The 24433-nt window shown below is 70.9% G+C and carries 21 protein-coding genes; 7 read left to right on the forward strand and 14 right to left on the reverse strand.

The genetic code is table 11. The features are described from left to right. Positions 1 to 8 precede the first annotated feature (8 nt). Both ACQPYE_RS38180 and ACQPYE_RS38185 read right to left on the reverse strand, forming a co-directional pair. Positions 9 to 176, reverse strand: coding sequence for a hypothetical protein (locus tag ACQPYE_RS38180; protein WP_498717952.1), 168 nt, complete (start codon positions 174 to 176; stop codon positions 9 to 11). Positions 177 to 277: 101 nt separating this feature from the next. After that, positions 278 to 1051: a DUF6597 domain-containing transcriptional factor gene (locus ACQPYE_RS38185; RefSeq protein WP_498717953.1), complete on the reverse strand. Its 774-nt coding sequence runs from the start codon at positions 1049 to 1051 to the stop codon at positions 278 to 280. A gap of 63 nt (positions 1052 to 1114) precedes the next feature. Here ACQPYE_RS38185 and ACQPYE_RS38190 point away from each other — a divergent pair, with 63 nt between their 5' ends. Both ACQPYE_RS38190 and ACQPYE_RS38195 read left to right on the forward strand, forming a co-directional pair. After that, complete coding sequence (locus ACQPYE_RS38190; RefSeq protein WP_498717954.1) at positions 1115 to 1684, forward strand: TIGR03086 family metal-binding protein; 570 nt, start codon at positions 1115 to 1117, stop codon at positions 1682 to 1684. 210 nt (positions 1685 to 1894) lie between these two features. Continuing rightward, positions 1895 to 2710, forward strand: coding sequence for an SAM-dependent methyltransferase (locus ACQPYE_RS38195; protein ID WP_498717955.1), 816 nt, complete (start codon positions 1895 to 1897; stop codon positions 2708 to 2710). Between the two features lie 53 nt (positions 2711 to 2763). Here the strand turns inward: ACQPYE_RS38195 and ddaH are convergent, their stop codons facing one another. Next, positions 2764 to 3642, reverse strand: coding sequence for a dimethylargininase (ddaH, locus tag ACQPYE_RS38200; RefSeq protein ID WP_498717956.1), 879 nt, complete (start codon positions 3640 to 3642; stop codon positions 2764 to 2766). A gap of 75 nt (positions 3643 to 3717) precedes the next feature. Between ddaH and ACQPYE_RS38205 the strand changes: the two genes are divergently transcribed. From ACQPYE_RS38205 to ACQPYE_RS38220, 4 genes are all read left to right on the forward strand, one after another. Next, positions 3718 to 4158, forward strand: coding sequence for an Lrp/AsnC family transcriptional regulator (locus ACQPYE_RS38205; RefSeq protein ID WP_498717957.1), 441 nt, complete (start codon positions 3718 to 3720; stop codon positions 4156 to 4158). A gap of 10 nt (positions 4159 to 4168) precedes the next feature. Then, a complete protein-coding gene (locus tag ACQPYE_RS38210; protein ID WP_498717958.1) occupies positions 4169 to 4930 on the forward strand; it encodes an enoyl-CoA hydratase in 762 nt (253 codons plus the stop codon). Positions 4931 to 5148: 218 nt separating this feature from the next. After that, positions 5149 to 7065 carry a 2-oxoacid:acceptor oxidoreductase subunit alpha gene (locus tag ACQPYE_RS38215; protein ID WP_498717959.1) on the forward strand — a complete coding sequence of 639 codons (1917 nt, stop codon included), beginning with the start codon at positions 5149 to 5151 and terminating at the stop codon, positions 7063 to 7065. Then, entirely contained in the window at positions 7062 to 8117 is a 1056-nt protein-coding gene (locus ACQPYE_RS38220) for a 2-oxoacid:ferredoxin oxidoreductase subunit beta (protein WP_498717960.1), read from the forward strand. The genes ACQPYE_RS38215 and ACQPYE_RS38220 overlap by 4 nt, the downstream gene beginning before the upstream one ends. 101 nt (positions 8118 to 8218) lie before the next feature. Here ACQPYE_RS38220 and ACQPYE_RS38225 read toward each other — a convergent pair whose 3' ends face one another. Then, positions 8219 to 10270, reverse strand: a complete 2052-nt coding sequence (locus ACQPYE_RS38225; protein ID WP_498717962.1) for a sunset domain-containing protein — start codon at positions 10268 to 10270, stop codon at positions 8219 to 8221. Positions 10271 to 10465: 195 nt separating this feature from the next. Here ACQPYE_RS38225 and rarD point away from each other — a divergent pair, with 195 nt between their 5' ends. Next, entirely contained in the window at positions 10466 to 11374 is a 909-nt protein-coding gene (gene rarD, locus ACQPYE_RS38230; protein ID WP_498717963.1) for an EamA family transporter RarD, read from the forward strand. A gap of 168 nt (positions 11375 to 11542) precedes the next feature. Here rarD and ACQPYE_RS38235 read toward each other — a convergent pair whose 3' ends face one another. The 10 genes from ACQPYE_RS38235 to nuoF are packed head-to-tail and all read right to left on the reverse strand — an operon-like array spanning position 11543 to position 24425. Continuing rightward, a complete protein-coding gene (locus ACQPYE_RS38235) occupies positions 11543 to 12544 on the reverse strand; it encodes a polyprenyl synthetase family protein (RefSeq protein ID WP_498717964.1) in 1002 nt (333 codons plus the stop codon). Between the two features lie 21 nt (positions 12545 to 12565). Further along, the gene (nuoN, locus tag ACQPYE_RS38240; protein ID WP_498717965.1) at positions 12566 to 14137 is read right to left on the reverse strand and encodes an NADH-quinone oxidoreductase subunit NuoN; all 1572 of its coding nucleotides are present in this window, start codon (positions 14135 to 14137) and stop codon (positions 12566 to 12568) included. A gap of 1 nt (position 14138) precedes the next feature. Next, a complete protein-coding gene (locus ACQPYE_RS38245; RefSeq protein WP_498717966.1) occupies positions 14139 to 15701 on the reverse strand; it encodes an NADH-quinone oxidoreductase subunit M in 1563 nt (520 codons plus the stop codon). Further along, positions 15698 to 17632, reverse strand: a complete 1935-nt coding sequence (nuoL, locus tag ACQPYE_RS38250) for an NADH-quinone oxidoreductase subunit L (protein WP_498717967.1) — start codon at positions 17630 to 17632, stop codon at positions 15698 to 15700. The genes ACQPYE_RS38245 and nuoL overlap by 4 nt, the downstream gene beginning before the upstream one ends. Positions 17633 to 17642: 10 nt before the next feature. Continuing rightward, entirely contained in the window at positions 17643 to 17942 is a 300-nt protein-coding gene (gene nuoK / locus ACQPYE_RS38255; protein ID WP_053715303.1) for an NADH-quinone oxidoreductase subunit NuoK, read from the reverse strand. After that, entirely contained in the window at positions 17939 to 18781 is an 843-nt protein-coding gene (locus ACQPYE_RS38260; protein ID WP_498717968.1) for an NADH-quinone oxidoreductase subunit J, read from the reverse strand. Before ACQPYE_RS38260 ends, nuoK begins: the two co-directional genes overlap by 4 nt. Continuing rightward, the gene (nuoI, locus tag ACQPYE_RS38265) at positions 18778 to 19344 is read right to left on the reverse strand and encodes an NADH-quinone oxidoreductase subunit NuoI (protein ID WP_498717969.1); all 567 of its coding nucleotides are present in this window, start codon (positions 19342 to 19344) and stop codon (positions 18778 to 18780) included. The genes ACQPYE_RS38260 and nuoI overlap by 4 nt, the downstream gene beginning before the upstream one ends. Next, a complete protein-coding gene (gene nuoH, locus ACQPYE_RS38270; RefSeq protein ID WP_498717970.1) occupies positions 19331 to 20662 on the reverse strand; it encodes an NADH-quinone oxidoreductase subunit NuoH in 1332 nt (443 codons plus the stop codon). Before nuoH ends, nuoI begins: the two co-directional genes overlap by 14 nt. Next, entirely contained in the window at positions 20659 to 23148 is a 2490-nt protein-coding gene (locus tag ACQPYE_RS38275) for an NADH-quinone oxidoreductase subunit G (protein WP_498717971.1), read from the reverse strand. Before ACQPYE_RS38275 ends, nuoH begins: the two co-directional genes overlap by 4 nt. After that, the gene (gene nuoF / locus ACQPYE_RS38280; protein ID WP_498717972.1) at positions 23145 to 24425 is read right to left on the reverse strand and encodes an NADH-quinone oxidoreductase subunit NuoF; all 1281 of its coding nucleotides are present in this window, start codon (positions 24423 to 24425) and stop codon (positions 23145 to 23147) included. The genes ACQPYE_RS38275 and nuoF overlap by 4 nt, the downstream gene beginning before the upstream one ends. Between the last annotated feature and the right edge of the window lie 8 nt (positions 24426 to 24433).

The following is a 24433-nucleotide window of genomic DNA, read 5'->3' on the forward strand; positions in this document are numbered from 1 at the left end:
GTGGCGGACTAGCGCGCCGGGCCCGACGGGCGTTCCTCACGACGCCCCTGGGCTTGGCGCACCAGCCACTCCAGTCCGGTGAGGGGCTTCGGCTCCTCGGGCTTCTGCCGTTCCACGGTCTCCTCCTGCTCCTGCTGCGGTTGGGGCGACGGACGCTGGGCGTCGAGGTCGTTCATGGCGCGCTCCCTACCTTGGTCGACAGCGAGTGCCGTCGATCGGAGCACCGACCGGGGTCGGTCCGCTAGGGCGATCAGCCCTATGGGTGACGACGGACGGTTCAGCGCCGGCCGGTGGCGAAGGCGCCACCGTAGCGGTCGGCGTACCGGGTGGGGGTCTCCCCGACCATGGCGGTGAAGTCGCGGACGAAGTGCGGTTGGTCGGCGTAGCCGAGGTCGGCCGCCAGCGCCGCCCAGTCGATCCGGCCACCCCCCTCCATGCGCTCGGTCACCTCGCGCAGGCGGTAGCGGCGGATCACCCACTTCGGGCCGACGCCGACGTGCTCGGCGAACAGGCGTTGCAACTGCCGGACGCTGCCGCCGACCTCGCGGGCCAGCACGTCGACGCGCGTCATCAGGGGGTCCTGGACGATCCGCTCGACGATCTCCGCCGCCTCCGCCGCCTTCGGGTCGGGTTCGGGCAGGCAGCGGCGGAGCGCGGCCTCCACGCGGTCGACGTCGGCGTGGGCGGGCAGGTGGTCGAAGAGTGTCGCGGCGGGGACGGTCCGGTCCGTGAGCGACTGGACCGGCGCGCCGAGGAACGGCCGGAAGGCGCCCGGCCGGAAGGCCACGCCGAAGACCCGGCCCACGCCGTCGAGCTCCTTGGACACGTGCCCGCTGGACACGCCGGCGACCACGGCGGTGTCCACGGCGGCGTCCCCGTGGAACGTCAGGTGCACGTTCGGGTAGGGCACGATCAGCTGGCGGTACGGCCGGTCGTAGTGCCACCGCACCACCCAGTACCGCGCCACGTGCGCGGCCAGGTCGGGCGAGGGCTGGTGGAACTCGTGGCTCTGGTGCCGCCGCCACGCCAACTCGCGCTCGTCCCTCGTCACGCCCGCGAGCGTATGTCGCCTTTGTTCAATACACCCGCGACGGGCGTTCCTACGGTGGGCGGCATGTCACGAGAGCAGTTGATCGGCAAAGCCGTGGCGACCGCGTTGGAGGTCGTCGGGAACATCGCGCCGGACCAGTTGGGCGCGCCGACGCCGTGCGCCGGGTTCGACGTCCGCGGACTCGTCAACCACTTGTTGTTCTGGGGTCCGTCGCTGAACGCCGCCGCGCGGGAGGAGCCGGTGCCGCCGCCCGCCGCGTCGGAGGCGGACGTCGATCTCACCGCGGGCGACTGGGCCGCCGACCTGGGCGCGCAGCTGCGGGACCGCGAGGTCGCGTGGAGCGAGCCGTCGGCGTGGACGGGCACGACGACGGTCGGCGGCCCGCAGCGGATGCCGGCCGAGGTGATCGGCGCGATGGTGCTCGGCGAGACGGTCGTGCACGCGTGGGACCTGGCCCGGGCGACCGGTCAGGCGCCGTCGTGGGACGAGGGGTTGCTGGAGTTCATCCACGCGGACCTCGTCCTGAGCGCGCCGGTGGGGCGTGACATGGGCCTCTACGGACCCGAGGTGCCGGTGCCGTCGGACGCGCCCCTCATCGAGCGGGTCCTCGGCCTCACCGGTCGCACGCCGTAGCCTTTCCGACGCATTCCGTGCGCGTGTCGTGCGCGTGCCGGGACGGCGGCGCCGGCGCGCGTGCGGACAATTCACGCCGGCCATCGGGAATGCCGATGGCCGGCATTGTCGGGACCGTTCTTCTTTGGCGGGACGTGGGGCACCATGTGCTCTTCGTCGGGGAGGCGACAGCGATCGACACAGGACCCATCCCACCTTAGGACGGCACGAGTGTTCGTTCCCGAGACCGCCCACCTGGATCCCGAGACACCCAACATCTCCCGCATCTACGACTACTACCTCGGCGGGGCGTTCAACCTGCCGGTCGACCGCGAGCGCGCGGCCGTGATCAAGTCGGTGCTGCCCGGCATGGAGATGCTCGCGCGGTTCAACCGCGGGTTCCTGCGCCGTTCGGTGGCGTTCATGGTCGAGCAGGGCGTCACCCAGTTCCTCGACCTCGGTTCCGGCCTGCCCACGGCGGGCAACACGCACGAGGTCGCGCAGGCGCTCGACCCGGCGGCCAAGGTCGTCTACGTGGACTACGAGCCGGTGGCCGTCGCGCTCGGCGAGCGCATCCTGCGCGACAACCCGGACGCGGTGATGGTCGGCGCCGACGCCCGGCGGCCCGACGACCTGCTCGCCCACCCGGAGGTGCACCGGTTGCTCGACCTCGACCGGCCGCTGGGCGTGCTGATGACCGGGGTGATGGTGTTCGTCGGCGACCACGAGGACCCCACCGGCCTGATGAAGGCCTACCGCGACCTGTGCGCGCCGGGCAGCTACATCGCCCTGTCGCACTTGACCGACGAGCGCGCCGACCCGGAGACCAAGGTCCAGGTGCACGCCATGGTCGAGGCGTACAAGGGCGTGATCGAGCAGCTGTACGTCCGCGACCTGGCGGGCGTGCACGCGCTGTTCGAAGGCATGGCGCTGGTCGAGCCGGGCGTGACCCTGATGCCCGAGTGGCGCCCCCGCCCGGGTCTGGACATCCCCACCGGCAGCCCCGCCCACCACCTCGGCTACGCCGCCGTGGGCCTGGTGCGCTGACCACCGCGTCGGTCGGCCCGGCACGCCGCCGGACCGACCGACCGACGACGGGGTCAGTCCCGCAGTTCCATCGTGCAGCACTTCGGGCCGCCGCCGGACTTGCGCAGCTCCGAGATGTCCACGAAGACCGGTTCGAAGCCGTGGTGGGCTACTTGGTCCGCCAGAGCGGTCGCTTCGACGGGCAGGACCACGTGGTGGCCGTCGCAGACCGCGTTCAGGCCCAGGCAGGCGGCGTCCTCGGCGGTGGCGAGGATCGCGTCCGGGAACAGGCGGCGCAGGACGCGACGGCTGCCGGGGGAGAAGGCGTCCGGGTAGTACGCGACCAGGTCGTCCGCCAGGACGAACAGCGCGACGTCCAGGTGGTAGTAGCGGGGGTCCGTCAGCTGGAGGGAGATCACCGGGACGCCCAGGGCCTCCTGCGCCTCGGAGTGGGCGAGGGGGTCGGTGCGGAAGCCGGTGCCCGCCAGGAGGTACTCGCCGGTCCAGGTGAAGTCGCCCTCGGCCTCGTTCGTGCGCTCCGGCATGACGACGTCGCGGTAGCCGTTGGCCAGGAACCAGCGGCGGAAGTGGTCGGCTTCGGCGGCACGTTGGGGAGCCCGGAAGCGGGCGCCGAGGACCTGGCCGTCGATGACCGTGCCGGAGTTGGCCGAGAAGACCATGTCGGGCAGCCCCGGTTGGGGCTCGATGGTCTCGACCCGGTGCCCCAGGCGCTCGTAGGTCTCCTTCAGGGCCGTCCACTGCTCCACCGCCAGCGACGTGCTGATCGGCTGCGTGGGGTCCATCCACGGGTTGATCGCGTACTCCACCGTGAAGTACGCGGGCGGGCACATGAGGTACCGACGGGTGGTCGGCACGCGCACCTGCGCGGCGGGCGTGGCGACGTCGAGCACGATCGGCTCGTCACCGGGGCCCGCGAAGGAAACCGAGGTCATGGATCGAAATGTAGATTGCCGTCTGACCCTCGAACAACGCCGCGATATTGCGTCTTCTAGGGCACTATGTTGCGTGTGGACACGATCGACCAGCGAATCATTTCACGCCTGATGGCCAACGCCCGTTCCAGCTACGCCGACATCGGCAAAGAGGTGGGCCTGTCCGCCCCGGCGGTGAAGCGCCGGGTGGACAAGTTGCTCGACACGGGCGTCCTGCGCGGCTTCACGGCCGTCGTCGACCCGGAGCAGCTCGGGTGGGGCACGGAGGCGTTCGTGGAGGTGCACTGCCGCGGCAACGTGACGCCGCACGACATCCAGCAGCGCCTGGAGTCGATGCCCGAGGTCCGCGCCGCCTACACCGTCTCCGGCGCGGCGGACGCCATCGTGCACCTGCGCGCGGCGGACATCCACCACCTGGAGACCGCGCTGGAACGGCTGCGCGCCGTCGAGATCATCGACCGGACGGTCTCGACCGTTGTGCTGTCCCGACTCCTGGACCGACCACCGGCACCCTAGAGTCGCGCGCATGGCCGAGGTGCTCCTGGAACGCTCCGACCGCGTGGCGGTCATCACCGTGCACGACCCCGACCGCCGCAACGCGCTCACGCTCGACCTCTCCGACCAGCTCGTGGCCGCCGTCCGGACCTGCGAGGACGACGCCGACGTGCACGCCGTCGTGGTCACCGGCACGCCACCGGCGTTCTGCGCGGGCGCGGACCTCACCGCGCTGGGCGAAGCCCGGGAAGAGGGCCTGCGGCGCATCTACGCCGGGTTCCTCGCGGTGGCCCGCTGCGCGCTGCCCACGATCGCGGCGGTCGGCGGCGCGGCCGTCGGCGCGGGCCTCAACCTCGCGCTGGCCTGCGACGTGCGACTGGTCGGCGCGAACGCGAAGTTCGACGCGCGGTTCCTCCAGCTGGGCCTGCACCCCGGCGGCGGGATGACGTGGATGCTCCAGCGGCTCGCCGGCCCCCAGACCGCGACCGCCATGACCCTGTTCGGCCAGGTTTTGACCGCGGACGCCGCGGTATCCCACGGGCTGGCCTGGGCACGGGTCGACGGCGGGCACGACGAGCTGGTGGCCGCCGCGGTCGGGCTCGCGCGTCCTTCGGCCGAAGCTTCGCGCGAGCTGGTCCGAACGATCAAGGCGTCCATGCGCACCACCGCGAACCTCGCCGACCACGCCCAGGCCGTGGACACCGAGCTGACGCCCCAGGTGGCCTCGATCGCGACGCCGGAGTTCCAATCCAGGCTGGCCGCGGCGCGGGCGAGGATCAGCGGTCGAGAGTGACCTGGACAGGCAGCCCGAATAACTGTAACTTTAAGTAACAGTTACCGGCCAGTACTACTCGATTACTGCCCAGTTGCCGCCCCGCGCACCAAGTGGGACGAACCGTCCCGCAGAGTGGTACTGGAGAAACCGGCTGCCGCGCGGGCACGACTACCCTCGCGGAGGGGCACGGGGGCAGCAGCCCTCAGGCGTTGTGAGGAAAGGGATCGGCGTAGGACATGACTACCGACGTTGGTAACGGCGCCGCGCCAGGTGGCTCGCCGGACGGGCACACGCCCGAGAGGGCGGGCGAGGTCCGCAAGCTCGACCGCGTGGTGATCCGGTTCGCCGGCGACTCCGGCGACGGCATGCAGCTCACGGGTGACCGCTTCACCTCGGAAGCCGCCGCGTTCGGCAACGACCTCGCCACCCAGCCGAACTTCCCGGCCGAGATCCGGGCGCCACAGGGCACGCTCCCGGGCGTGTCCAGCTTCCAGCTGCACTTCGCCGACTACGACATCCTCACCCCCGGCGACCGCCCCGACGTGCTCGTGGCGATGAACCCGGCGGCGCTCAAGGCGAACGTCGACGACCTGCCCAAGGGCGGGATCCTGATCGTCAACACCGACGAGTTCACCAAGCGCAACCTGGTCAAGGTCGGCTACGCGGCCGACCCCCTCGAGGACGACACCCTCACCGAGACCTACCAGGTGCACAAGGTCGCGATGGCCACGCTGACCATCGGCGCCCTGGAGAACACCGGCCTCGGCAAGAAGGACGCGGAACGGGCGAAGAACATGTTCGCCCTCGGCCTGCTGTCCTGGATGTACCACCGCCCGACCGAGGGCACGGAGCGGTTCCTGCGCGAGAAGTTCGCCAAGAAGCCCGACATCGCCGAGGCCAACGTGCTGGCGTTCCGCGCGGGCTGGAACTACGGCGAGACGACCGAGTCCTTCGCGGTCACCTACGAGGTCGCGCCGGCCAAGCTCAACCAGGGCACCTACCGCCAGATCACCGGCAACACCGCGCTCGCCTACGGCCTCGTCGCCGCGGGTCAGCAGTCGGGGCTGCCCGTGGTGCTGGGCACGTACCCGATCACGCCGGCGTCGGACATCCTGCACGAGCTGTCCAAGCACAAGAACTTCGGCATCACGACCCTGCAGGCCGAGGACGAGATCGCGGGCATCGGCGCGGCGCTGGGCGCGTCCTACGGCGGCGCGCTGGGCGTGACGTCGACGTCCGGCCCCGGTGTGGCGCTGAAGTCGGAGACCATCGGCCTGGCCGTGATGACCGAGCTGCCGCTGATCGTCATCGACGTGCAGCGCGGCGGCCCGTCCACCGGCCTGCCGACCAAGACCGAGCAGGCCGACCTGCTCCAGGCGATGTTCGGCCGCAACGGCGAGTCGCCGGTCGCGATCGTCGCGCCGCAGTCGCCCTCGGACTGCTTCGACGCCGCGCTGGAGGCCGCCCGCATCGCGCTGGTCTACCGCACGCCGGTGCTGCTGCTGTCCGACGGCGCGATCGCCAACGGCTCCGAGCCGTGGCTCATCCCGGACCTGGCCGACCTGCCCGACCTGCGCGTGGAGTTCGCCACCGAGCCGAACGCGGAGGACGGCACGTTCTGGCCGTACCTGCGCGACCCGGAGACGCTGGCACGGCCCTGGGCGGTGCCCGGCACGGCCGGCTTGCAGCACCGCATCGGCGGGCTGGAGAAGGCCGACGGCACCGGCAACATCTCCTACGACCCGGCCAACCACGACTACATGGTGCGGCTGCGGCAGCGCAAGATCGACGGCATCGAGGTGCCCGACGTCGAGGTGGACGACCCGTCGGGCGAAGCACGCGTGCTCGTCGTGGGCTGGGGCTCGTCCTACGGCCCGATCGGCGCGGCGGCGCGGCGGGTGCGCAAGCTGGGCCTGCCGGTGGCGCACGCCCACCTGCGGCACCTCAACCCGTTCCCCGAGAACCTGGGCGAGGTGCTGTCGCGGTACGACAAGGTCGTGGTTCCCGAGATGAACCTCGGCCAGTTGGCGCTGCTGCTGCGCGCCAAGTACCTGGTCGACGCGATCAGCTACACGAAGGTGCAAGGTTTGCCGTTCAAGGCCGAAGAGCTTCAGGACGTGCTCGCCGACGTGATCAAGGGAGTGTCCGAATGACGGCGACGGAACTGGGCCTGCCGACCGTTGGTGGTCTCGTCGGCGTGCCCACGGCGGACGAGCCGCAGAAGGCCAAGGACTACAAGTCGGACCAGGAGGTCCGCTGGTGCCCCGGCTGCGGCGACTACGTGGTGCTCAACGCCGTGCAGTCGTTCCTGCCCACGCTGGGCCTCAAGCGCGAGAACATCGTGTTCGTCTCGGGGATCGGCTGCTCGTCGCGGTTCCCGTACTACATGAACACCTACGGCATGCACTCGATCCACGGGCGCGCGCCGGCCATCGCGACCGGCCTGGCCGTGGCCCGGCCGGACCTGTCGGTGTGGGTCGTCACCGGTGACGGCGACGCGCTGTCCATCGGCGGCAACCACCTGATCCACACGCTGCGCCGCAACGTGAACCTCAAGATCCTGCTGTTCAACAACCGGATCTACGGCCTGACCAAGGGCCAGTACTCGCCGACGTCCGAAGAGGGCAAGGTCACCAAGTCCACGCCGCTCGGCTCGCTGGACCACCCGTTCAACCCGGTGTCGCTGGCGCTGGGCGCGGAGGCCACGTTCGTCGGCCGCGCGGTCGACTCGGACCGGGCGGGGCTGACCGAGGTGCTGCGGCAGGCCGCCGAGCACCGCGGGACGGCGCTGGTCGAGATCTACCAGAACTGCCCGATCTTCAACGACGGCGCGTTCGACGTGCTCAAGGACGCCGACGAGGCCGCGCGCCGGATCATCAACGTGGTCCACGGGCAGCCGATCACGTTCGGCAACGGCGAGTACGCCGTGGTCCGGGAGGGCTTCGGCCTGGCCGTGGCCAAGTCGGCGGACGTGTCACCGGCGGACGTCGTGGTGCACGACGCGTCGGACCTGAACCTGGCGTTCGCGCTGTCGCGGCTGTCGACGCAGGACCTGCGGCACACCGTCACCGGGGTGTTCCGCAACACCGCGCGCACCACGTACGACGACGCGGCGCGGGAGCAGGTGGAGCAGGCCAAGGCCGCGAAGCCCGCGGACCTGCGCGCGCTGCTGCACGGCAAGGACACCTGGACCGTGGCCGGCTAGTCCGCGGCCCGGGACCCACCAGGCCCGACCACGACGAAGACCCCCTGTTCCGCCTCCCGGAACAGGGGGTCTTCGCGCTTCCCTCCCCGGGGAAGAGCCTGTTACGGAGCCTGGCGGAAGCCCGCCTTCTCCGCGTCCGTCGTGGTGCGGAACCAGACGTCGGCGCGCGTCTCGCGGAAGTTCGCCGACTCGTCGGTGAAGTACCGGCGGCCGGTCAGGGTCGCCTTGACCTGGAACTCCGGCGCGGGGGCCAGGCCGTCGGACTTCGGCAGCACGGAACCGGGGCCGAACGGCGAGCGCGGGTTGAAGCCCTCCTGCTGGCCCTGGAACCGGCTGCTCGCGGCTGCGGGCTGCCTGCCGCCGGTGCTCGGGCTGAACCCGACGGGCCGCGGGCGCACCGGGCGCGGTGGCGGCGGCGTGATCGGCTTCGGCGCGAGCGGCGCGGGCGAGGGCGTGCGCGGTGCGCCGGCGGGGCGGGTGGGCCGTTGCGGCAGGCCGGTCCCGGTCGGGTTCATCGGCAGCGGGTTGCCGGCCAGCAGCTCGGGCGAGAGCGTCGGCACGAACGGCTGGTCGTTGCCGGACGACGCCGCCGGGCGGGGCCGCTCGGGCTCCTCCTCGTCGTCCTCCTCCAGCGGCTCGAACAGGCTGCGCGGCCGTGCGGGCTCGTCCTTCTTCGGCTCCGGCTTGGGCGCCTCGGGCCGGTCGGCCGACCGGGCGGGCAGGGGCTGCTCGGCCGGCTGCGGGACGAACGTCGGCTCGAACGCCGGCGGCTCCGCCACCTCGGGCTCCGCGTCGGGCTCGGGCGCGACCGCCCTCGTGACGGCGGGCTCGGGCTCCTGCGGCGGCTCGGGCTCGGCGAACTCCGGCTTCGGCTCCGCCGGCGCGGACTCGACCACGGCGCGGATGACGTCGGTGTGCGGGCCTTCTTCTTCGCGGACCTCGTGGGCCTCGCGGACCTCGTCGACCGGGCGCGCGACGGGCTCGGCCGGGTGGACCTCGGCCGGGTGGGGCTCGACCAGCCGCGGGTCGACCGGGCGCACCTCGGTCAGGGCCTCGCTCTCACGGGTCGGCCGCACGTCGTCGTGTCGCGTGTCGTCGTGTCGCGTGTCGTTGTAGCGCGCGTCGTTTCGCGACAGGTGGTCCAGGAACGCCTCGTCGCTGGACGTCGGCCTCGTGGTCGGCTCGGACAGCTCACCCCGTGCCGACTCGACGTCCACCGGCGCGAAGTGGCCGGTGAGGTCGTGCTCGGGCCACGCCTGCGGCTCGGGCTCCTCGGCCCGCCGCTGCTCGCCGTCCACCTCGGCGATGGCCTGCGCCAGCGCGGTGGCCGGGATGAGCGCCGTCTCCTCGGCGGAGCGCGGCCCGCGTTCCGGCTCGTCCTCCTCCTCGTGGCCGGCGGTGTCCACGTCCTCGTCGTAGACCTCCTGGACGGGCTCCTCGCGCCACACCTCGCGCGGCTGGAAGACCTCGACCTCCGGCGGCGCGGTCGGCTCCTCCTGGCGCGGCGCGACCTCGGCGACCGGTGCGGCGGGCACCGCGGGCATCAGGTGCGTCGTCTCGGCGGGCAGCTCGGGCTCGTCGTCGGACCGGTACGGCCGGGGGCGGGGCTTGGGCTCCAGCGTCTCCCGGGTGTCCACCTCCCCGGCGCCCTCCCCCGGCGTCAGCCGCTCGAACAGGCTGCGCGGCGGCTCGGCCTCGTGCTCGGGGAAGTCGTGCTGCTCCTCGAAGTCGGACAACGGCCGGTGCTCGTCGTCCAGCTCCTCCAGCAGCGAGTCGCGCTGGTCCAGCTTCATGTTCGTCACGTCGTACCGGACCGGCTCGGGCGGCGGCGTCTCGAACCGGGCGCGCTCGGCGGCGGGCCCGTGCCCGGGCGGCTCCGGTGTCAGCACGTCGTCGGCCAGCGACCGGGACGCCTCGACGTGCCAGTTGTCGAACTCGTCACCCGCGTCGGCCTTCGGCGCGACCGAGCTGCCGGAGCTGATCGAGCTGACCGAGGTCGAGCCGGTGGTGGGGCGCGGCGACGTGAGGAGGCGTTCCTCCAGGTCTTCCAGCTCCCGCTTGGCCGGCCGCACCAGGACCAGCCAGGTGAGGGCGACGCCTGCCACGAAGGACAGCAGGCTCCACAGCCACACCTGCCCGAAGAGCGAACTCACGGGAGACCCTCCCACTGCTGCTTGTCACACCCCGACGCGCTCCGCTTCCGAGCCTTCACCCGGTAGGGGAAGCGGTGCAAAACTACCCTGACCGCCTGGTCCGGCGCGTGGGGCCGGCCGGACCTGTGACCAGGGTTCGATAGTAGGCCACCCGGAGCAACTGACCAGCCAAAACGGCCGCGTACAGTAGCCCGTGTGCCACCGTTGACCTCTGCCTCCACTGCCCCGGCGGACGTCGACCGCACGAACCGCGGCCTGGCTTTCGGCGTCGGCGCCTACGTCCTCTGGGGCATGGTGCCCGCGTACTGGCCGCTGCTCCAGCCGGCCGGTTCGGTGGAGATCCTGGCACACCGGATCGCCTGGTCGCTGGTCGTGATGGTGATCGTGACCGCCGTGCTGGGCCGCTGGGCGGGCATCCGGGGGCTGTCGGCGCGCGGCTGGGCGATGGTGGCCGCCGCGTCCGTGCTCATCGCGGTCAACTGGGGCGTCTACATCCACGCGGTCAACACCTCGCACGTCGTCGAGGCCGCGCTCGGCTACTTCATCACCCCGCTGGTGAGCGTGCTGCTCGGGGTGTTCGTGCTGCGTGAGCGCCTGCGCCTGCCGCAGTACGCCGCCCTGGCCATCGCGGTGGCGGCGGTCGTCGTGCTGGCGGTGGACTACGGCAGGCTGCCGTGGATCTCGCTGGTGCTGGCGTGCTCGTTCGGCGTGTACGGGCTGTTGAAGAAGACGGTGCCGCTGGACGCGACGGCCAGCCTGACCGCGGAGAGCGTCGTGCTCGCCCCGGTCGCGGTCGGTTACCTGGTCTGGCTCGGCCCGGCGGGGACGTTCCACTCGGGTGGCTGGGGTCACGCGCTGTGGTTGGCGTCGGCCGGCCTGGTCACCGCGGTCCCGCTGATCCTGTTCGGCGCGGGCGCCCGGCTCGTGCCGCTGGTGACCATGGGGATCGTCCAGTACCTGGCGCCCGTGCTCCAGTTCGCGTGGGGCGTGTTCGTGATGCACGAGCCGATGCCCGCGTCACGCTGGTTCGGCTTCGCCCTGGTCTGGGTCGCCCTGCTCGTCTTCACCGCGGACATCGACCACACCCGCCGCCACCACCCCTGACCCCGCGAGTCCTACGTTCAGAACGCGCGTGTCGAACGCTCAGAACACCCGAGTTGAACGCTCAGGACGGGGTGGCTGCGTTCTGAGCGTTCAACTCGGGGTACCGGAACGTAGGACACGCGCGTTCCGAACGTAGGACTCTCGCGCTGTGAACGTAGGACTCTCGGGTTAGTGGGAGCGGGTGACGACGTAGTCGCTGACCGAGGCGAGGGCGTCGCGGGCGGTGCCGGCGGGCAGGACGTCGAGGGTGGCGCGGGCGCGGGAGGCGTAGTCGTCCAGGGTGGCGCGGGCGCGTTGCAGGCCGGAGGAGGCGCGGAGGAGGGCCAGTGCCTCGTCCACCTCGGCGTCGTCGGTGATCGGGGCGGCCAGCAGCTTGGCCAGGCGCGAGTCCGGCTCGTCCTCCAGCGCGTACAGCATGGGCAGCGTCCGCACGCCCTCGCGCAGGTCCGTGCCCGGGGTCTTGCCCGACTCCTCGGACGGCGAGGCGATGTCGATGACGTCGTCGGAGATCTGGAACGCCGCCCCGATCACGTCGCCGTACGCGCGCAGCGCCTCGACCTGCTCCGGCGTCACGTCGGAGAACATCGCCCCGAACCGCGCCGCGGTGGCGATCAGCGAACCCGTCTTCTCCGCGATCGTGGTCAGGTAGTGCGAGACCGGGTCCTCGCCGGGTCGCGGGCCCATCGTCTCCCGCATCTGGCCGGTGACCAGCTCGGAGAACGTCTCCGCGATGATCCGCGCCGCACCCGTGCCCAGGTCCGCGACCAGCGCCGACGCGTGCGCGAACAGGTAGTCGCCGGTCAGGATCGCGATGCTGTTGTCCCACTTCGCGTTGGCCGACTCCGCGCCGCGGCGCATCGTGGCCTCGTCCATGACGTCGTCGTGGTACAGCGTGGCCAGGTGGGTCAGCTCGACGACGGCCGCCGCCTTGATCACGCTCTCCCGGTCCCACGTGCCGCCGAACTGGGCGGACAGGATGGTGAACAGCGGGCGGATGCGCTTGCCGCCCGCGGACACCAGGTGCAGGGACGTCTCCATCACCGGGTGGAACTCGCTCTGCACGACCTTGCGCAGCAGCTCTTCCACCTCGGCCAGCCCGTCCTGAACCACCTCCGCGAGCACGGGGTCCGAAAACCGGAACCCCGTCCCCGCCCGCTCGCTACTGGTCACGGCTACAGAGCCTACGTACCACTAGAAGATGAACGTGCCGGCACCCGCCCAATCGAGGGCGAATGACGGGTACACGCCGAGCACGAGCGTGATCGCCGCACCCAGGGTGATCGCCACCGTGGTGAACGCGCCGGGCACGCTCACCGTCGGGCCGTCCGCCGCGGGCTCGCTGAAGTACATCAGCACGATCACCCGCAGGTAGAAGAACGCCGCCACCGCCGAAGCCACCAGGGCGATCACCACCAGCGGCACCATCTCGGCTTCCACGGCCGCCGCGAACACCACGAACTTTCCGACGAAACCGCTGGTCAGCGGCAGTCCGGCCAGCGCGAGCAGCAGGAACGTGAACACGCCCGCCACCACCGGCGACCGCTTGGCCAGACCCGCCCACTGGGACAGGTGGGTGGCCTCGCCGTCGCCGTTGCGCACCAGGCTGACGATGCCGAACGCGGCGATCGTGGTGAAGCCGTACGCCATGAGGTAGAACATCGTGCCGGACAGGCCCTGGTCGTTCAGCGAGATCACGCCGATCAGCAGGAAGCCCGCGTGCGCCACCGACGAGTACGCGATCATCCGCTTCACGTCGGTCTGGGTGAGGCCGAGGACCGCGCCGATCACCATGGACGCGATGGCCACGCCCCACAGCACGCCGTTCCACTCCCAGCTCGACCGCTCGAACGCGCCGTGGAGCACGCGCAGGATGCCACCGAACGCGGCGACCTTCGTGCACGCCGCCATGAACGCCGTCACCGGCGTCGGCGCGCCCTGGTAGACGTCCGGCGTCCACGCGTGGAACGGGCCGACCGAGGCCTTGAACAGCAGGCCGACGATCAGCAGGCCGAAGCCCGCGTAGAGCAGCGTGTCGGACCGGTCGTTGGCCGTGGTCGCGTTGGCGATGTCGGACAGCTTCACCGAGCCCGCGAAGCCGTACAGCAGGGCCACGCCGTAGAGGAAGAACGCCGACGCGAACGCGCCGAGCAGGAAGTACTTCACCGCGGCCTCCTGCGACAGCAGGCGGCGACGGCGGGCCAGGCCGCACATCAGGTACAGCGGCAGCGACAGCACTTCCAGCGCGATGAACATGGTGAGCAGGTCGTTCGCCGCGACGAAGGTCATCATCCCGCCGAGCGCGAACAGCGTCAGCGGGAACACCTCGGTCTGCATCTCCCGGCGGCGCAGCTGCTCGCGCACGCCCACCGGCGCGCCGGGCAGGATCGAGGCGTCCGCGACGAACGCGCCGCCCGGCTCGACCGACCGGTCCGCGATGAGCAGCACCGCGCCGAGACCGAGCAGCAGCAGCGTGCCCCACAGGAAGATCACCGGGCGGTCGACCGCGATCGTGCCCGAGAAGGTCAGCTTGCCCTGTTCGAGGGTGCTCTCGGCGGACGCGTGCAGCGCCAGCCCGGCGCCCGCCGCGGCGAGCGTGAGCAGGGTCAGCACGACCTGCGCCGCCCACCGCTGGGTCTTGGGCAGGAACGCCTCGAAGAGCACGCTGAGGCAGGCCGCGCCGAGCACGATCAGCAACGGTGCGACGGCCCCGTAGTCGATCTCCGGGGCTTGCAGCCGCTCCACTTGCGAGAGGAACGTCGTCACGTCACTTGCCTTCCTGCGCGACCGGGTCGGCCACCCCGACCTCGCTGAGCGTCGCCCCGACGGACGGGGTGATCACGTCCAACACCGGCTTCGGGTAGAAGCCGAGCACCAGGATCAGTGCCACCAGCGGCGCGAGCACGGCCAGTTCGCGCTTGTTCAGGTCGGGCACGGCGGCCTTCTCCGGGTCGACCGCCGCACCCGGGCCGCCGACGAGGTTCAGCATCGCGGTGCCGCGCACCGGACCCTGGAACACCCGCTGGTACAGCCACAGGACGTACAGCGCGGCCAGGACCATGCCGACGGCGGCCAGGATCGTGTAGACCGGCTCGTTCGGGTAGGAGCCGATGAGCACCAGGAACTCGCTCACGAACGAGTTGGTGCCCGGCAGCGCCAGCGACGACAGGCCGGCCACGAAGAACAGCCCGCCGAGCACCGGGGTCAGCTTGGCCATGCCGCCGTAGTCCTCGATCAGGCGCGAGCCGCCGCGGGCCATCACCATGCCGACGACCAGGAACAACATGCCGGTCGAGATGCCGTGGTTGACCATGTAGAGCACCGCGCCGGTGCCGGCCTGCGAGCTGAACGCGAAGATGCCCAGCGCGATGAAGCCGAAGTGCGCGATCGAGGTGTAGGCCACGAACCGCTTCAGGTCGGACTGGCCGACGGCGAGCAGCGAGCCGTACAGGATGCCGACCACGGCTAGGACCAGCACCAGCGGCGCGAGCTCCTTGCTGGCCGCGGGGAACAGCGGCAGGCAGTAGCGCAGGAACCCGAACGTGCCGATCTTGTCCAGGATGCCGACCAGCAGCACGCCCGCGCCGACGGGCGCCTCCGCACCGGCGTCGGGCAGCCAGGTGTGCAGCGGCACCAGCGGCGCCTTGATCGCGAACGCGACGAAGAAGCCGAGGAACAGCCAGATCTGGGTGGACAGCGGCAGGTCGCGGGTGACCGTGACCAGCGTGGCCCAGTCGAGCGTGCCCTGACCGATCTTGTCCGCGCTGACCACGTACAGGCCGATCACCGAGGCCAGCATGATCAGGCCGCCGAGCAGCGAGTACAGGAAGAACTTCATCGCCGCGTACTGCCGGTTCGGCCCGCCGAAGCGGCCGATCAGGAAGTACATCGGGACCAGCACGGCCTCGAAGAACACGTAGAACACGAACACGTCGGTGGCCGCGAAGACGCCGACCATGCCGGTCTGCATGGCCAGCAGCAGCGCGAAGAACCCGCCGGCGCTGCGGCCCTCGGGCAGCTTGTCCGCCCACGAGCCGCCGATGACGACCGGCACCAGGAACGCGATCAGCGCGATCATCACCAGCGCGATGCCGTCCACGCCGAACGACAGGTGCACGCCGAAGGCCGGGATCCACTCGGCCGAGCTGGTCAGCTGCAACCGGTCGCCGCCCGGGTCGAACGCCGTCCACGCCAGCACCGCCAGCACCAGCTCCGCCAGCGAGAACGCCAGCGCGACCGTCTTGGCCAACCGGTCGTTGCCCCGCAGGAACGCCACCACCAGGCTGCCGACGAGCGGCAGCAGGAGCAGCGCGATCAGCGTCCAGCTCACGAGAACCTCACCATCAGCAGCGCGCCCAGGACGAAGACCGCACCCAGGAGCATGGAGAGCGCGTACGAGCGCACGAACCCGGTCTGCAACCTGCGCAGCCGGCCCGAGCTACCGCCGAGCAGCGCCGCCGACCCGTTCACCAGGCCGTCGACGCCCTTGTTGTCCACGAACACCAGCGCGCGGGTGAGCCAGGTGCCCGGCCGCGCGAACAGCGCCTCGTTGAGCGCGTTGCCGTACAGGTCGGCACGCGCGGCGCGGACCGGGAACGACACCCGGACCGGCCGTTCCACCGGCTGCTCACGGCGCAGGAAGAGCAGGAAGCCGAGCGCGGCGCCGAGCGCCGACAGGGCCAGCACGAGGATGTTGACCACGCCGTGGTCCAGCACGCCGTGCTGCTCCTGCAGCTCACCCAGCGACGGGGTGAGCCAGCCGGCCAGGTTGTGGCCGGAGGAGAAGAACCAGCCCGCGCCGACCGAGCCGACCGCCAGCACGATCATCGGCAGCGTCATGCTGACCGGCGACTCGTGCGGGTGGTACTCGCGGCCGTCGGCCGACTTCAGCTCGGTGTAGCGGGGCTTGCCCAGGAACACCAGGACGAACAGGCGGGTCATGTAGAACGCGGTCAGGCCCGCGCCCAGGGCGGCCACGCCGCCGAAGACCCAGCCGCGCCACCCCTCCATGCTGAACGCCGCCGCGATGATGGCGTCCTTGGAGAAGTAGCCGGACAGGAACGGGAAGCCGATGAGGGCCAGGTAGCCGAGCGTCCAGGTGACGAAGGTGATCGGCATCTTCTTCATCAGCCCGCCCATGCGGCGGATGTTGCCCTCGTCGTTCATGCCGTGCATGACCGAGCCGGCGCCGAGGAAGAGCCCGGCCTTGAAGAAGCCGTGCGTGAGCAGGTGCATGATGCCCAGCGCGTAGCCGATGGGGCCGAGGCCGACGGCCAGGATCATGTAGCCGATCTGGCTGACCGTCGAGTAGGCCAGCACCTTCTTGAAGTCGTCGTACGCGCAGCCGATGACGCACCCGATCAGCAGCGTCACGCCGCCGATGATCATCACGACCAGGCGGCCGTCGGCCGACAGGTTGTAGATCGGGTTCGAGCGGGCGATCAGGTACACGCCCGCGGTGACCATCGTGGCCGCGTGGATCAGGGCGGAGACCGGCGTCGGGCCCGCCATCGCGTCCGGCAACCACGCCTGGAGCGGGAACTGGCCCGACTTGCCGCACGCGCCGAGCAGCAGCAGCAACGTGATCGCCAGCACCTCGGCCGAGGAGAACTCGTCGACGCGGGCGAACACCTCGCCGTACTGGGTCGTGCCCAGCGTCTTGAACATGATGAAGATGGCGATCGCCAGACCCAGGTCGCCGACCCGGTTCATCAGGAACGCCTTCTTCGCGGCCGACGCCGCCTCCGGCTTGTGCTGGTACCAGCCGATGAGCAGGTACGACGCGAGGCCGACGCCCTCCCAGCCGAAGTACAGCGTCACGAAGCCGTTGCCGAGCACCAGCAGCAGCATCGCGGCCACGAAGAGGTTCAGGTAGCCGAAGAACTTCCGGCGCCCGGCCTCGTGCGCCATGTAGCCGATCGAGTAGATGTGGATCAGCGACCCGACACCGGTGATCAGCAGCACGAACGTCAGCGACAGCGGGTCGAGGCGCAGCCCGAACTCCACGTCCAGCGCGCCGACCGGGATCCAGTCGAACAGGTGCACCTCGGTGCTGCGCTGCTCCGGGTCCAGGCCGAGCGTGTCGAAGAACAGCGCGACCCCGTACGCGAACGCCGCGATCACGGTCGCGCTGCCCAGCAGGTGGCCCCACTTGTCGGTGCGCTTGCCACCCACGAGCAGCACGAGCGCGCCGAACGCCGGGAGGGCGAGCAACAGCCAGGCGAGACTCCCGATCCCGCTGGCGGCGATTGGTTCCGTCACCGGTGGCCCCTCAGTACTTCAGCAGGTTGGAATCGTCGACCGAGGCCGAGCGACGCGTCTTGAAGATCGCCATGATGATCGTCAGACCGACCACGACCTCGGCCGCCGCGACGACCATCACGAAGAACGCCATCACCTGGCCGTCCAGCCCGCCGTTGATGCGGGCGAACGTGACCAGGCTGAGGTTCACCGCGTTGAGCATGAGCTCGACGCACATGAACACCACGATGGCGTTGCGCCGCACCAGAACGCCGACCGCGCCGAGGCTGAACAGCAGCGCGGACAGCAGCAGGTAGTACGTAGGGGTCACGACGACTCTCCCTTGAGCGCGTGCGCGTCGGGCTGGTGCCCGCTGCCGGACACCTCCGCGACGTCGTCCTCGAGAGTTTCCTTGGCGGTCGTCTCGATCAGCTCGGACAGGGACTCGGCGGCGACCGAGCCGTCCGGCAGCAGGGCGGGCGTGGCTACCGAGTTGGCGGTGGCGAACACGCCAGGACCGGGCAGCGAGCCGGGGCGGTCGCCGCGGAAGCGCTCCTCGACCAGCTCCTTCTGCGTCTTCTTCGCGTCCTTGCCGGTCCGCGAGGTGAACGCGAGCACCATGGCGCCGACCGCCGCGGTGATCAGCAGCGCCGACGTCAGCTCGAACGGGAACAGGTAGTCGGTGAACAGCGCCTCGCCGATGTTGGCGACGTTGCCGCCGTTCTGGGTGTTCTGCGCGGCCAGGCCGACCGGCTCGACGTCGGTCAGCGCGCGGGCGACCGAGGCGACCACGATGCCGGCGAAGCCGACGCCGATGACCGCCGCCGCGAGCCGCTGGCCGCGCAGCACCTCGACCACCGAGTCGGAGCTGTCCCGGCCGACCAGCATCAGCACGAACAGGAACAGCATCATGATCGCGCCGGTGTAGACGATGATCTGCACGAAGCCGAGGAACGGCGCCTGCTGGACCATGTAGAGCACGCCGAGGCTGAGCATGGTGAGCACCAGCCACAGCGCGGAGTGCACCGCGTTGCGCGCGAAGAGCATGCCCAGCGCGCCGGCGAGGGCGAGCGGGCCGAGGATCCAGAACGCGACCGCCTCGCCGGTGGTGACGGTGTCGACCACCCGCTGCACCTCGTCGGGCTGCTGGAGCAGGAACGAGAGGCTCACTTCCCCGCCTCCTCGGGCCCGGTCTCCACGGTCGCGCCGGCGGGCACGCCCGCCTCCCGCGCCAGCGTCGGCCCGTTCACGTAGTAGTCCTGCTCGTTCTCGCCGAGCCGCATGGGGTGCGGCGGCTGCTCCATGCCGGAGAGCAGGGGCGCGAGCAGGTCCTCCTTGGTGAAGATCAGCTTCTGGCGGTTGTCGTCGGCCAGCTCGTACTCGTTGGTCATGGTGAGCGAACGGGTCGGGCACGCCTCGACGCACAGGCCGCAGCCGATGCACCGCAGGTAGTTGATCTGGTAGTCCTTGCCGTAGCGCTCACCCGGCGAGTAGCGCTCGTCCTCGGTGTTGTCGCCACCCTCGACGAAGATCGCGTCCGCCGGGCACGCCCACGCGCACAGCTCGCAGCCGACGCACTTCTCCAGCCCGTCCGGGTGCCGGTTGAGCTGGTGGCGGCCGTGGTACCGCGGCGCGGTGACCTTCTTGACCTCGGGGTACTCCTCGGTGACGACCTTCTTGAACATCGTGCCGAAGGTGACGCCGAAGCCCTTGACGGGATCAAACACGCCCATCGCTGGCCTCCTTGTGTGAAGCTGCGGGTACCGCGGCCGGTTCCTGCGTCTGGTTCTCGGCGCCGGGCAGCTCGGCCACCCGCACCTGCCTGCGCGGCGGCGACTGCGGGACCTTCAGGTCCAGCGGCGGCACCGGGTAGCCGCCACCGGTGACCGGCACGGCGTCGGGGTCGTGCGGTTCCCGCTTGTCCGGCAGCAGGAACGCGATCAGCAGCACCACGGCGAGGAAACCGCCGATCACGATCAGCGCCGTGCTGGTGTCCAGGCCGCTGTTGGTCTCCCACTCCTGGCGCAGGTAGCGGGCGACCGCCACCGCGACGAACCAGACCAGCGCGATCGGGACCAGGAACTTCCAGCCCAGCCGCATGAACTGGTCGTAGCGCAGGCGGGGCAGCGTGCCGCGCAGCCAGATGAACAGGAACAGGAAGCCGAGCGTCTTGACCACGAACCACAGCAGGCCGAACCAGCCGCTGTTGAGCAGGTGGTCGTCCCCGACGAACGGGAACCGCCAGCCGCCCAGGAACAGCGTGGTGGCCAGCGCCGAGACGGTCACCATGTTGACGTACTCGGCGAGGAAGAACAGCGCGAACTTCAGCGAGCTGTACTCGGTGTGGAAGCCGCCGACCAGCTCCGACTCGGCCTCGGGGAGGTCGAACGGCGCGCGGTTGGTCTCGCCGACCATCGAGCAGACGTAGATGAGGAAGCTGACCGGCAGCAGGTAGAAGTACCAGCCGCCGCTCTGCGCGTCGACGATGTCGGCGGTGGACAGCGAGTGCGAGTGCATGACGACCGCGACGATCGACAGGCCCATCGCGATCTCGTAGGAGATCACCTGCGCGGCCGAGCGCAGCGCGCCCAGCAGCGGGTACGGCGAGCCGGACGCCCAGCCCGACAGCACGATGCCGTAGACGCCGAGCGAGGAGCAGGCCAGCACGACCAGCACGCCGACCGGCAGGTCGACCAGCTGCAACGCGGTGCGCTCGCCGAAGAGGGAGACCTCGCCGCCCAGCGGGATCACCGAGAAGGCGACGAACGCGGGGATGCAGGAGATCACCGGCGCGAGGAAGAACACCCACTTGTCCGCGAGGACCGGGCGGATGTCCTCCTTGAACGCGAGCTTCAGGCCGTCGGCGAGCGACTGGAGCCAGCCGTTCGGGCCGACCCGGTTCGGTCCGGGGCGCTGCTGCATGCGGGCCACGACCTTGCGCTCCCAGTTGATCATGAACAGCGTCATGACCACGAGGAACGCGAAGATGCCGACGACCTTGACGACGATCAGCCAGAACGGGTCGTCGGCGAGGAGTTCTGCCGTGCTCATGCCTTGCCTCCAGCGGGCGACGTGATCTTCGCAGCGGAGCCCGTGACGAGCGGGGAGACGGCCACCACTGAGCCGTGGCCTGCGACGAGGTTGCGCCGCACGGTGACCGCGCCCGAGTTGCCGGGCAGCCACACGACGCCGTCGGGCAGGTCGGCCGCCTCGACCGGCAGCACCACCTCGCCCCGATCGGTGGAGACGGTGATCTCGCCACCGAGTTCGACACCCAGGTGCGCGGCGGTGGCGACGGACAGCTTCGCCACCACCGGGCGCGCGGTGCCCGCCAGGTTCGGCTCGTCGTCCTGCAACGACCCGTTGTCCAGGAGCCTGCGCCAGGTCGCGAGCACGGCCTGACCGGCCTTGGGCTGCGTGAGCAGCGGCGCGGGCACGGTCGGCGCGGACGCCGTCACCGCGACGGAGCCCAGTCGCGCCAGGTCGGCCGCGGCGGCGGCCGGGGTCTGGGTGAACAGGTCCGCGTCCATCTCCACGGCGAGCGTGTCGAGCACCCGGCCGTCCGACAGCGCGCCGGTGCCCTCGATCGTGGTGGTGAAGGGGCGCGGGCGGCCTTCCCAGTTCAGGTAGCTGCCCGCCTTCTCCACCGCGGGCGCGACCGGGAGGACCACGTCGGCGTGCGCGGTGACCGCGCTGTGCCGCAGCTCCAGGCTGACCACGAAACCGGCGAAGTCCAGCGCGCGCTCGGCCAGCGCCGGGTCCGGCAGGTCGAACGGGTCGACACCGCCGACGACCAGCGCGTCCAGCCCACCGCTCGCGGCGGCGGTCAGGATGCCCTCGGTGTCGCGACCGGCCTTCGCGGGCAGCGCGCCCGGCTCCAGGCCCCACACCCGCTCGACCTCGGCCCGGGCCGCCTCGTCGCCGACCAGGCGACCGCCCGGCAGCAACGTCGGCAGCAGGCCGGCCTCCAGCGCGCCGCGCTCACCGGCGCGACGAGGGATCCAGGCGACCTTGGCGCCGGTCCGCTCGGCCAGCGCGGCGACCGCGGAGAACAGGCCCGGCACCTCGGCGGCGCGTTCGCCGATGAGGATCACCGAACCCGGCTTCGCCAGCTCCTCGACCACGTCGGCGGCGTGCTCGGGCAGCGCGTTGATCGCCGACGGCTCGCTGCCGGGCACGCACGCGAGCAGCACGCCGTTGGTCTTCTCCACCGCGGGCGTCGTGTACTGGCCCAGGTGGTAGACCTTCGTCCGGTTCGTGCGGGCCGCCTTGCGCAGCCGCAGGAACACGATCGGCGACTCCTCCTCCGGCTCGAACGCGACCAGCAGCGCGGCCGGCGCGGACTCGATGCCCGCGTAGGTGACGCCGCCGTTGTCGGGGTTCGCGCCGAGGACCGCGCCGGTCAGGAACTCCAGCTCCTCCGCCGAGTGGGCGCGGGCGCGGAAGTCGACGTCGTTGGTGCGCAACGCGATCCGGGCGAACTTCGAGTACGCGTAGGCGTCCTCGACGGTGAGGCGACCGCCGGCCAGCACGCCGACGCCCTTGCCGTCACGCGCCTTCGCCAGACCTTCGGCGGCGTACTGCAACGCCTCGGTCCAGGACGACTCGCGCAGCTCGCCGCTGGCCTTGTCGCGCACCAGCGGGCGGCGGATCCGGTCGCCGGCGCCTGCGTAGGTGAACGCGAAGCGGCCCTTGTCGCAGGTCCACTCCTCGTTGACCTCGGGCGCGTCGCCCGCCAGCCGGCGCTGCACCTTGCCGCGCCGCCAGTCGGTGCGCGTCGAGCAGCCGGACGAGCAGTGCTCGCACACGCCGGGCGTGGACATCAGGTCGAACGGCCGGGCGCGGAACCGGTACGCGGCGCTGGTCAGCGCGCCCACCGGGCAGATCTGGATGGTGTTGCCGGAGAAGTAGGACTGGAACGGCTTCTCCGCCGCGACACCGATCTGCTGCTGCGAACCGCGCTCCAGCAGCTCGATGAACGGGTCGCCGGCGATCTGCGCGGAGAACCGCGTGCAGCGCTGGCACAGCACGCACCGCTCGCGGTCCAGCAGGACCTGCGTCGAGATCGGGATCGGCTTGGGGAACGTCCGCTTGTGCTCGTGGAACCGCGAGTCCGAGCGGCCGTGCGCCAACGCCTGGTTCTGCAGCGGGCACTCGCCGCCCTTGTCGCAGATCGGGCAGTCCAGCGGGTGGTTGATGAGCAGCAGCTCCATCACGCCCTGCTGCGCCTTGTCCGCCACCGGCGAGGACAGCTGCGTCTTGACGACCATGCCGTCGGCGACGGTCATCGTGCAGGAGGCCTGCGGCTTCGGCATCGGCCGGCCGCCCATCTCCACCTCGACCAGGCACTGCCGGCAGGCGCCCGCGGGCTCCAGCAGCGGGTGGTCGCAGAAGCGCGGGATGACCGTGCCGAGCCGCTCCGCGGTGCGGATCAGCAGCTCGCCCTTGGGCGCGACGACCTCGATGCCGTCGATGACGAGCTTGACGTGGCCCTCGGGCACCACCAGCTCGGCCTTCTGTTCAGGCGCGATCGTCATGCGCTTGCCCCCGCCAAGACCTGGGAGTTCTGGTCGCACAAAGCCAGGAACTCGTGCTTGAAGTACTTGATGCCGCTGGTGATCGGGCTGACCGCGCCGTCTCCGAGCGCGCAGAACGAGCGGCCCAGGATGTTGTCGCAGACGTCCAGCAGCGTGTCGATGTCGCTGGCCGTGCCGTTGCCCGCCACCATGCGTTGCAGGATCTGGACCAACCAGTAGGTGCCTTCACGGCACGGCGTGCACTTGCCGCACGACTCGTGCTTGTAGAACTCGGTCCACTTCATGACCGCCCACGGCACGGACACCGTCTCGTTGAAGATCTGCAACGCGGTGGTGCCCAGCATCGAGCCCGCCTCGGCCGCGCCCTCGAAGTCCAGCGGGACGTCCAGGTGGTCGGCGGTGAACAGCGGGGTGGACGAGCCGCCCGGCGTCCAGAACTTCAGCGGGATGCCGTCCTTCATGCCGCCCGCCAGGTCGAGCAGCTCGCGCAGCGTGACGCCCATCGGCGCCTCGTACTGGCCGGGGCGCTCCACGTGGCCGGACAGCGAGAAGATCTTCGGGCCCGGCGAGCGCTCGCGGCCCATGGTGCGGAACCAGTCCGCGCCGCCGTTGACGATGTAGGGCACGCTGGCGATCGTCTCGACGTTGTTCACCACGGTCGGCGAGGCGTACAGGCCGGCGGTCGCCGGGAACGGCGGCTTGAGCCGCGGCTGGCCGCGCTTGCCCTCCAGCGAGTCCAGCAGCGCCGTCTCCTCGCCGCAGATGTAGGCGCCCGCGCCCGCGTGCACGACCACGTCGAGGTCGAAGCCCGAGCCGAGGATGTCCTTGCCCAGGTAGCCCGCCTCGTACGCCTCGCGCACGGCGGCGTGCAGCCGGCGGATCACGTGCAGCACCTCGCCGCGCACGTAGATCGCGGCGAAGTTCGCCCGGATCGCGTACGAGGTGATGATGATGCCCTCGATCAGCGAGTGCGGGTCCGCCATCATCAGCGGGATGTCCTTGCAGGTGCCCGGCTCGCCCTCGTCGGCGTTGATGACGAGGTAGTGCGGCTTGCCGTCGCCCTGCGGGATGAAGCCCCACTTCAGGCCGGTGGGGAAACCCGCGCCGCCGCGTCCGCGCAGACCGGAGTCCTTGCACTGCTGGATCAGCTGGTCGGGGTGGGCCTTGAGCGCCTTGCGCAGCGCCGTGTACCCCTCCAACTGCTCGTAGGTCTTCAGCGTCCACGAGCGCGGCGACAGCCAGCGCTTCGTCAGGACGGGAGTCAGGTTGTCGACCACGTCAGCTC

The sequence above is a fragment of the Actinosynnema sp. CA-299493 genome, assembly GCF_050946825.1.
Lineage (GTDB): Bacteria > Actinomycetota > Actinomycetes > Mycobacteriales > Pseudonocardiaceae > Actinosynnema.

What these genes read in the sequence shown, in the direction of transcription:
- ACQPYE_RS38180 (WP_498717952.1), bottom strand. Translation starts at nt 176, where the DNA reads ATGAACGACCTCGACGCCCAGCGTCCGTCGCCCCAACCGCAGCAGGAG.
- ACQPYE_RS38190 (WP_498717954.1), top strand. Translation starts at nt 1,115, where the DNA reads ATGTCACGAGAGCAGTTGATCGGCAAAGCCGTGGCGACCGCGTTGGAG.
- ddaH (WP_498717956.1), bottom strand. Translation starts at nt 3,642, where the DNA reads ATGACCTCGGTTTCCTTCGCGGGCCCCGGTGACGAGCCGATCGTGCTC.
- ACQPYE_RS38210 (WP_498717958.1), top strand. Translation starts at nt 4,169, where the DNA reads ATGGCCGAGGTGCTCCTGGAACGCTCCGACCGCGTGGCGGTCATCACC.
- ACQPYE_RS38215 (WP_498717959.1), top strand. Translation starts at nt 5,149, where the DNA reads ATGACTACCGACGTTGGTAACGGCGCCGCGCCAGGTGGCTCGCCGGAC.
- ACQPYE_RS38220 (WP_498717960.1), top strand. Translation starts at nt 7,062, where the DNA reads ATGACGGCGACGGAACTGGGCCTGCCGACCGTTGGTGGTCTCGTCGGC.
- nuoI (WP_498717969.1), bottom strand. Translation starts at nt 19,344, where the DNA reads ATGGGCGTGTTTGATCCCGTCAAGGGCTTCGGCGTCACCTTCGGCACG.
- nuoH (WP_498717970.1), bottom strand. Translation starts at nt 20,662, where the DNA reads ATGAGCACGGCAGAACTCCTCGCCGACGACCCGTTCTGGCTGATCGTC.
- ACQPYE_RS38275 (WP_498717971.1), bottom strand. Translation starts at nt 23,148, where the DNA reads ATGACGATCGCGCCTGAACAGAAGGCCGAGCTGGTGGTGCCCGAGGGC.